The sequence below is a fragment of the Actinokineospora enzanensis DSM 44649 genome, from assembly GCF_000374445.1.
Lineage (GTDB): Bacteria > Actinomycetota > Actinomycetes > Mycobacteriales > Pseudonocardiaceae > Actinokineospora > Actinokineospora enzanensis.
On the sequence record NZ_KB894409.1, the window covers coordinates 228,231 to 234,673 of the forward strand.

6 protein-coding genes are annotated in these 6,443 nt (G+C 70.3%); 3 read left to right on the forward strand and 3 right to left on the reverse strand.

Annotated elements, in window-relative coordinates; translation table 11 throughout:
- Positions 1 to 114: 114 nt before the first annotated feature.
- Positions 115 to 1,338: a coiled-coil domain-containing protein gene (locus C503_RS0112000; RefSeq protein WP_084477040.1), complete on the forward strand. Its 1,224-nt coding sequence runs from the start codon at positions 115 to 117 to the stop codon at positions 1,336 to 1,338.
- 411 nt (positions 1,339 to 1,749) lie between these two features.
- Here the strand turns inward: C503_RS0112000 and C503_RS0112005 are convergent, their stop codons facing one another.
- On the reverse strand, positions 1,750 to 3,258 hold the full coding sequence (locus tag C503_RS0112005) for an MFS transporter (RefSeq protein ID WP_018682451.1): 1,509 nt from the start codon (positions 3,256 to 3,258) through the stop codon (positions 1,750 to 1,752).
- Between the two features lie 111 nt (positions 3,259 to 3,369).
- Here C503_RS0112005 and C503_RS0112010 point away from each other — a divergent pair, with 111 nt between their 5' ends.
- Positions 3,370 to 4,101 carry a TetR/AcrR family transcriptional regulator gene (locus C503_RS0112010; protein ID WP_026316204.1) on the forward strand — a complete coding sequence of 244 codons (732 nt, stop codon included), beginning with the start codon at positions 3,370 to 3,372 and terminating at the stop codon, positions 4,099 to 4,101.
- A 227-nt stretch (positions 4,102 to 4,328) separates the two neighbouring features.
- Here the strand turns inward: C503_RS0112010 and C503_RS0112015 are convergent, their stop codons facing one another.
- Positions 4,329 to 5,168 (reverse strand): LysR family transcriptional regulator, encoded by an 840-nt coding sequence (locus tag C503_RS0112015; RefSeq protein ID WP_026316205.1) that lies wholly within the window; start codon positions 5,166 to 5,168, stop codon positions 4,329 to 4,331.
- A gap of 105 nt (positions 5,169 to 5,273) precedes the next feature.
- Between C503_RS0112015 and C503_RS0112020 the strand changes: the two genes are divergently transcribed.
- A complete protein-coding gene (locus tag C503_RS0112020; RefSeq protein WP_026316206.1) occupies positions 5,274 to 5,999 on the forward strand; it encodes an SDR family NAD(P)-dependent oxidoreductase in 726 nt (241 codons plus the stop codon).
- 178 nt (positions 6,000 to 6,177) lie between these two features.
- On the opposite strand, the gene C503_RS0112025 is transcribed toward C503_RS0112020, so the two are convergent.
- Positions 6,178 to 6,443 (reverse strand): ISAs1 family transposase (locus C503_RS0112025; protein WP_026316207.1); only part of this gene is annotated, 266 nt, incomplete at its 5' end.

The following is a 6,443-nucleotide window of genomic DNA, read 5'->3' on the forward strand; positions in this document are numbered from 1 at the left end:
TGGCTAGGCTCCCCTGCGTCCGCTCCGTCTCCCGCACCACCGACTCCCTCTCCCCTCCCCAGGACGAAGGTCACCTCCGTGAACGAAAACAACCCGACGGTGTCGTTCGACCGGATGCGCAACATGCTCACGCGCGCGGCCGAGATTCGTGAGAGCGAACAGCAGCAGATCTTCGACGCCCTGGACGAGATCCACGCGCGACTGTCGCCGCTGGAGTCCATCGGGTCGGTGCGCAAGCGGCTGTCCGAGATGCCCGACCGCACCGAGGTGAGCGTGCTCGCCGAGCGGCTGGACGAGGCGATGGGCAAGCTGGAGGCGCAGGACACCGCGATCGCGGCGATCGGGCGCGCGGTGGAGAGCATCGTGGACAAGCTCGCCACCCCGTTCGCGCAGCTCGACGGTCGGCTGGACGGGGTCGCGGGGCGGTTCGAGGGGGTCGCGGGCCGGATGGACGGCTTGGAGGACAAGCTCGCCAACATCCACCGCCGGATCGACGAGCTGGACCACCACCTGGACAAGCAGGACGGCAGGCTGGAGCAGGTGCCCGGCGCGGTGCAGGGCCCGGTGCGCGAGCGCATCGAGATCCTGGAGACCGCGCTGCGCGGCCGTCTGGACGAGGTCGACGAGGGCGTGCACGAGCACCTCGACGGCACCAAGGACGCGCTGGCCCGCGCGGTCGGCGAGCAGGGCGACGCGGTGCGCGGCGCGGTGGCCGAGTCGACGAACGCGCTGCAGGGCCGGTTCACCGAGACCTCGGACGCGCTGCACGGCAAGCACGACGCGGCCGCGCAGGTGCTGTCCGGCATCCGGGACGCGGTGGGCGAGTCGCGCTCGGCGGTGCACGGCAAGCTGGACGAGGCGACCGGCGCGCTGCAGGACGCGCTCCGCGAGACCAAGGAGACGGTGGACGCCAGCGACCGCCTGGAGTCGCTGGCCCAGCGGCTGGAGAAGGTCACCGCGCGCCTGGACGAGATGGCCACCCGGCTGGACACCGTCGAGGACGGTTTCACCGCGCGACTGGGCGATCTGGGCGGCGCGATCGAGCGCGGCCTGAGCAAGGTCGAGGGCACGCTGTCGCACCGCCCGGACTCGGACTCGGTGGAGACCCTGGTGCGCCGCAGCAACGACGAGTCGGTCCGCCGCATCGGCGGTCACCTGGACGAGGCCATGGCCACCTTCGCCGAACTGATGCTCGGCGGCGGTCAGCCCACCCCGCCGCCGCCCACCACGCTGCCCCGCCAGGGCAACCGCCGCCGTACCAACGGCAAGGGCCCGAAGGCCGCCGACAAGGTCCGCGACGAGAACGCCGAGGACAACGACATCGCCGCGGGCGCCTGACCCCTTCCCGAGAACGCCACCGGACGCGCGCGGACCAGGCCGACGCCCGCGTCCGGTGACCGCCGACGAGGCCACCCATACCCGGGTGGCCTCGTCGGCTTTTCCGGGTGATTTCCCTTCCCCGTCCGGGTCACGCCCGCTGTTTCCCCAGCTCGCCGTTATCCACAACCCCCGAATCCATCCACAGCCCGTTCGCCCCTCTTCGAACGACCCCCCCCGACCTCGATACGATGGCTCGGGGTCGTCCCCCCGGGAGTGGTGGGGGCTGCGTAGGGGCGGGTTTCGGCTCGCCGATCAGGCGCATTCGTTCGGTGCGACAGCTTCAGGCGAGTTGCCCACAGGTCATCGAGTTCATCCACCAAAAACGACGCCACCCGGCGGGCCGGGTGGCGTCGTGGGCTTGGGCGAGGGTCAGGCGAGGGCGGGTTCGGCCTCGACGGCGGGTTCCTCGGCCGCGGGGGCCGGGGCGGGCAGGTGGCGGAGGGCGCGGTAGGCGACCAGGGCCAGGACGGCGGCGATGACGGCGGCTGCGGTGGCGGTGATGGTCATGCCGTGGGTGAAGGCCGCCCGGCCCGCCGCGATGATCGTGGGGTCACCGGTGGCGATGGCGGCGCCGAGGGTGTCGGGGGCGGACTGGGTGGTGTCGGCCATGTCGGAGCGGTAGATGGCCGCGCCGATGGTGCCCAGGATGGCCATGCCGAGGGCGCCGCCGAGCTCGCTGCCGGTCTCCGAGACGGCGGAGGCGGCGCCCGCGTGTTCGGCCGGGGCGGCGGAGAGCATCAGGTCCGAGGTCAGTGAGGTGGTGACCAGGACACCCGCGCCGACGCCACCGGCGCCGAGGAGGACGAGCCAGATCGACGAGTCCGGGGTCAGCTGGGTGAGTTCGGCGAACGACACCGTGAGGATGACCAGGCCCGCGGTGACCAGGACGGCCGGGCGGACCTTGGCGGCCAGGATGCTGGACACCGTCATCGCGATGGCGATCAGCGGCATGGCGGCCAGCGACCACAGGGCGGCGGTGAAGGGGCGGAGGCCGAGGACGAGCTGCATGTACTGGGTGGTGAAGAAGGTCGAGCCGACGAAGCAGAACATCGCGACCACGTTGACCGTCACCGCGCCGCCGAAGGCCCGGACGCGGAACAGGGCGACGTCGAACAGCGGCGAGGCGCCGGTGCGCTGGCGGTGCACGAAGACGGCGGCGAGCACCAGGCCGATGACGACGGCGGCGACGGGCAGCGGCTGGAAGCCGTCGACCGCGATCTGCTTGATGCCGTAGATCACCGCGAGCACCGCGACCAGGGAGAGCAGCGCGCCGGAGAAGTCGAAGCGGCCGGGCTTGGCGGCGCGGTACTCGGGCAGCAGGATCGGGCCGAGGATGAGCAGCAGGGCCATGGCGGGCACGTTGATCAGGAACGCCGAGCCCCACCAGAAGTGGTCGAGCAGGAAGCCACCGACGATCGGGCCGATGGTGGCGCCCAGGGTGAGGCCGCCGGTCCACACCGCGATGGCGGTCTTGCGCTGGCCGTCGTTCTGGAACATGGTGCGGATCAGCGACAGCGTGGACGGCATCAGGGTGGAGCCCGCGATGCCGAGCAGGCCGCGGGTGATGATCAGCAGCTCCGGGGTGCCGGAGTAGGCGGCAACGACCGAGGCGACGCCGAACGCGGCGGCGCCGATGAGCAGTAGCTTGCGGCGGCCGATGCGGTCGCCGAGGGCGCCCATGGTGATCAGCAGCCCGGCCAGGGCGAAGCTGTAGCTGTCCATGATCCAGAGCTGCTGTACGCCGGTGGGCGCCAGGTCGGCGCTGATGAACGGCAGGGCGAAGAACAGCACGCTGACGTCCATGGAGATGAGCAGGCAGGGCAGCACGAGGACGGCCAGGCCGATCCATTCCCTGCGTCCGGCTTGTGCGGTGGCCATGACCTCGTCCTCTCGTTACTGCGTATCTCATACGCGCTACTGCTTATGCTATACGCAGAAGTATGCTGGTCGTCAACCCCAGTTCCGCCGAAAGCGAGGCACCCGACCACCATGGACACCGACAGCGGCCTGCCAGCGAGCCTGGAATCGGCCTGGGGCCTGCGGGAACGCCCCTCCCGAGGCCCCAAGCGGGCGCTCAGCCTTGAGCGGATCGTGAAAGCAGGGGTGGCGGTCGCCGACCAGGACGGCCTGGACGCGGTCTCGATGAGCCGGGTGGCCACCGAGCTGGGCACCAGCGCGATGTCGCTGTACCGGTACGTCAAGGCGAAGGACGAGCTGCTGACCCTGATGACCGACGCGGTCTACGCCGACCTGGACACCGCGTCCGTCACCGGCGAGGACTGGCGCGCGGACCTGTCGGCCCTGGCCTGGCGCAGTCTGGAGGCGCTGCGGGCGCACGCCTGGGTGGTCCGCATCCCGATCGCCGGGCCGCCGCTGACCCCGCACCAGCTGCGGTGGATGGAGGCCGGGCTGCGTGCGCTGCGCGGGACGCCGCTGGACGCCGAGGAGAAGATGTCGACGATGCTGCTGATCAGCGGGCTGGTCCGGAACGAGGGCACGTTGGCGGTGGACCTGGGGCGCCTGGAACCGGATCCCGAGGAGATCATGCCGCAGTACAAGGACATGCTGCTCAAGATCCTGCATCCGGCGGAGTTCCCGGAGCTGATCTCGATCGTGGCGTCCGGGATGATGGACAAGGACGACGGGGAGGATGACACGTTCCAGTGGTCGTTGGAGCGGGTGTTGGACGGGGTTGCCGCGCTTATCTCCTCGAAGGAGTAGGCGTGGTTTCTGTTGTCCGGACAGGGTTTCCGGGTTTGCGGTCTCTCGGTGTACGCGGGGAACCGTGTCTGTCCACAACCGGGTCGACTTGTCCACAGTTCTCGACCGGGGGATATTGACAGCGGCCAAGATCGCTTAGTTTGTCTTCCAGTGGGCCCGCCCCCTGGTTGGGCGGGGCCTGCTTTCGGTGGGTTTGCTGTGGCGGGGCTGGTATCTGCTGCCGTTGGTTAGAGGCGTGTCGCGGTGCGGACGAGGTCGGCGACGGCTTTGGATCTGCTGTGTGGGGGCCAGGCGATGACGGTCGTGACAGGCGGTGCGTCCGGCACGGGCACTGTCGCGTGGTCGTCGCGCAGGTGGGCGCGGAGGGACTCGGGCACGACCGCGCAGGCACGTCCGAGCGCGATCAGCTGGAACAGCTGGGTGTGGTCGCGCACCTGTGGGCCGGGTCCGTCCGGATAGCTGCCGTCCCGTCGCGGCCAGCGGGGTAGGGGCAGGTCCGTGCGAGTGGTGACCTCGGCCATCGACATGTGGGATCGGTCTGCCGAGAGGTGCCCGGCGGGCAGGACCACGACCTGCTGTTCCGTGTACAGGTCCTCGGTGTCGAGTCCGGCCGTCGTGTCGAAGGGCCGTTGGAGCAGGGCGACGTCGGCGCGTCCGTCGCGCAGCAGCCTTTCCTGCTCGCCGGGTCCGCACAGCAGGACCTCGACGGCGACCGCGCCGGGCTCGGCGGCGTAGGCGGCCAGCAGCTTCGACAACAGTTCGCCTGCCGCTCCGGCTTTCGTGGCCAGCACGACACCGGGCTGTTCGGCGGCCGCGCGGCGGGTGCGGCGCTCGGCGGCCTCGACCGCGTCGAGCGCGACCCGGGCCTCCCGCAGAAGCACCATTCCGGCCTCGGTCAACGCGACCGCGCGAGCAGTGCGGTGCAACAGGACCACGCCGAGCCGCCGCTCAAGCTGCTGGATCGCCCGCGACAGCGGTGGTTGCGCCATGGCGAGCCGCTGCGCCGCCCGCCCGAAGTGCAGCTCCTCCGCGATGGCTACGAAGTACCGAAGCTCCCGCGTCTCCACCGCGTCATCGTATCCGGCGCTGACCAGTACCGATACCCGTGCGGTATCGCCGCCCACCCAGTCGGTCTTGGACGTGTCACCCGGGTCCGCACCACGCTTGACGGCATGGGTGGACCAACGATCGCGCTGGTGACCGGTGCGAACAAAGGAATCGGATACGAGATCGCGGCGGGCCTGGGCGCGCTCGGCTGGCGGATCGGCGTGGGCGCGCGGGATCGACAGCGCCGCGACACCGCGGTCGCGAAGCTGCGCGCGGCCGGGACCGACGCGTTCGGCGTCCCGCTCGACGTGGCGGACGACGCGAGTGTGGCCGCCGCGGCCGAGCTGGTCGCCGAGCACGCGGGCGGGCTGGATGTCCTGGTCAACAACGCCGCGATCACCGGCGGTATGCCGCAGACGCCCAGCAGGGTCGATCCCGCGACCGTGCGAGTCGTGGTGGAGACCAACGTGATCGGGGTCATCCGGGTCACCAACGCGATGCTGCCCATGCTGCGCGGTTCGGCATCGCCGCGGGTCGTGAACATGTCCAGCAGCGTCGGCTCGCTCGCCCTGCAGACCACACCCGACATCGACATGGGCCCGGTTCCCGCCGCGTACCTGGCGTCCAAGACGTTCCTCAACGCCGTCACCGTCCAGTACGCCAAGGAGCTGGGCGACGCTGGCATCCTGGTCAACTCCGGCTGCCCCGGCTTCACCGCCACCGACCTCAACGGCTTCCAGGGCGTCCGCACTCCGCAGCAGGGCGCGGCGATCGCGATCCACCTCGCCACCCTGCCCGACGACGGACCGACCGGCGGGTTCTTCGACGACGCCGGAACCGTGCCCTGGTGACCGGCGGCGGTGTCGCGGTCGTGCTCGTCGCGCGGGCGGTGGAGTTGTCCACAACCCCGCCGATTCATCCACAGCTCACGGTCGGGGGATATTGACAACGAGCCGGGCCACCTAGGGTTCCACGTATAGGGCGGGTAAGCCCCCCGGGAGGGAGCAGGGGGTCGGCAAAGTCGTTTTGTTAGTGGGTGGGGATTCCGAGCAGTGTGAGTGGTCGGTGTGGGTTGCGGCTCATGTGGCGTAGGCCTTGGGCGATGTTGTTCCATCCGTGGTGGCGCAGGGTGTTGATGGCGAGGTTGCGGAGGCTGGCCATGACGCGGGGTGCGTTGCCGGTGCGGACGTGGGATGCGTCTTCGGTGTAGGTGACGTCGCGGACCCAGTGGAGTCGGTTTTCGATGTGCCAGTGGTTGCGGATGTAGGTGGCGACCCTGGTGGGGTGTGCGTGTT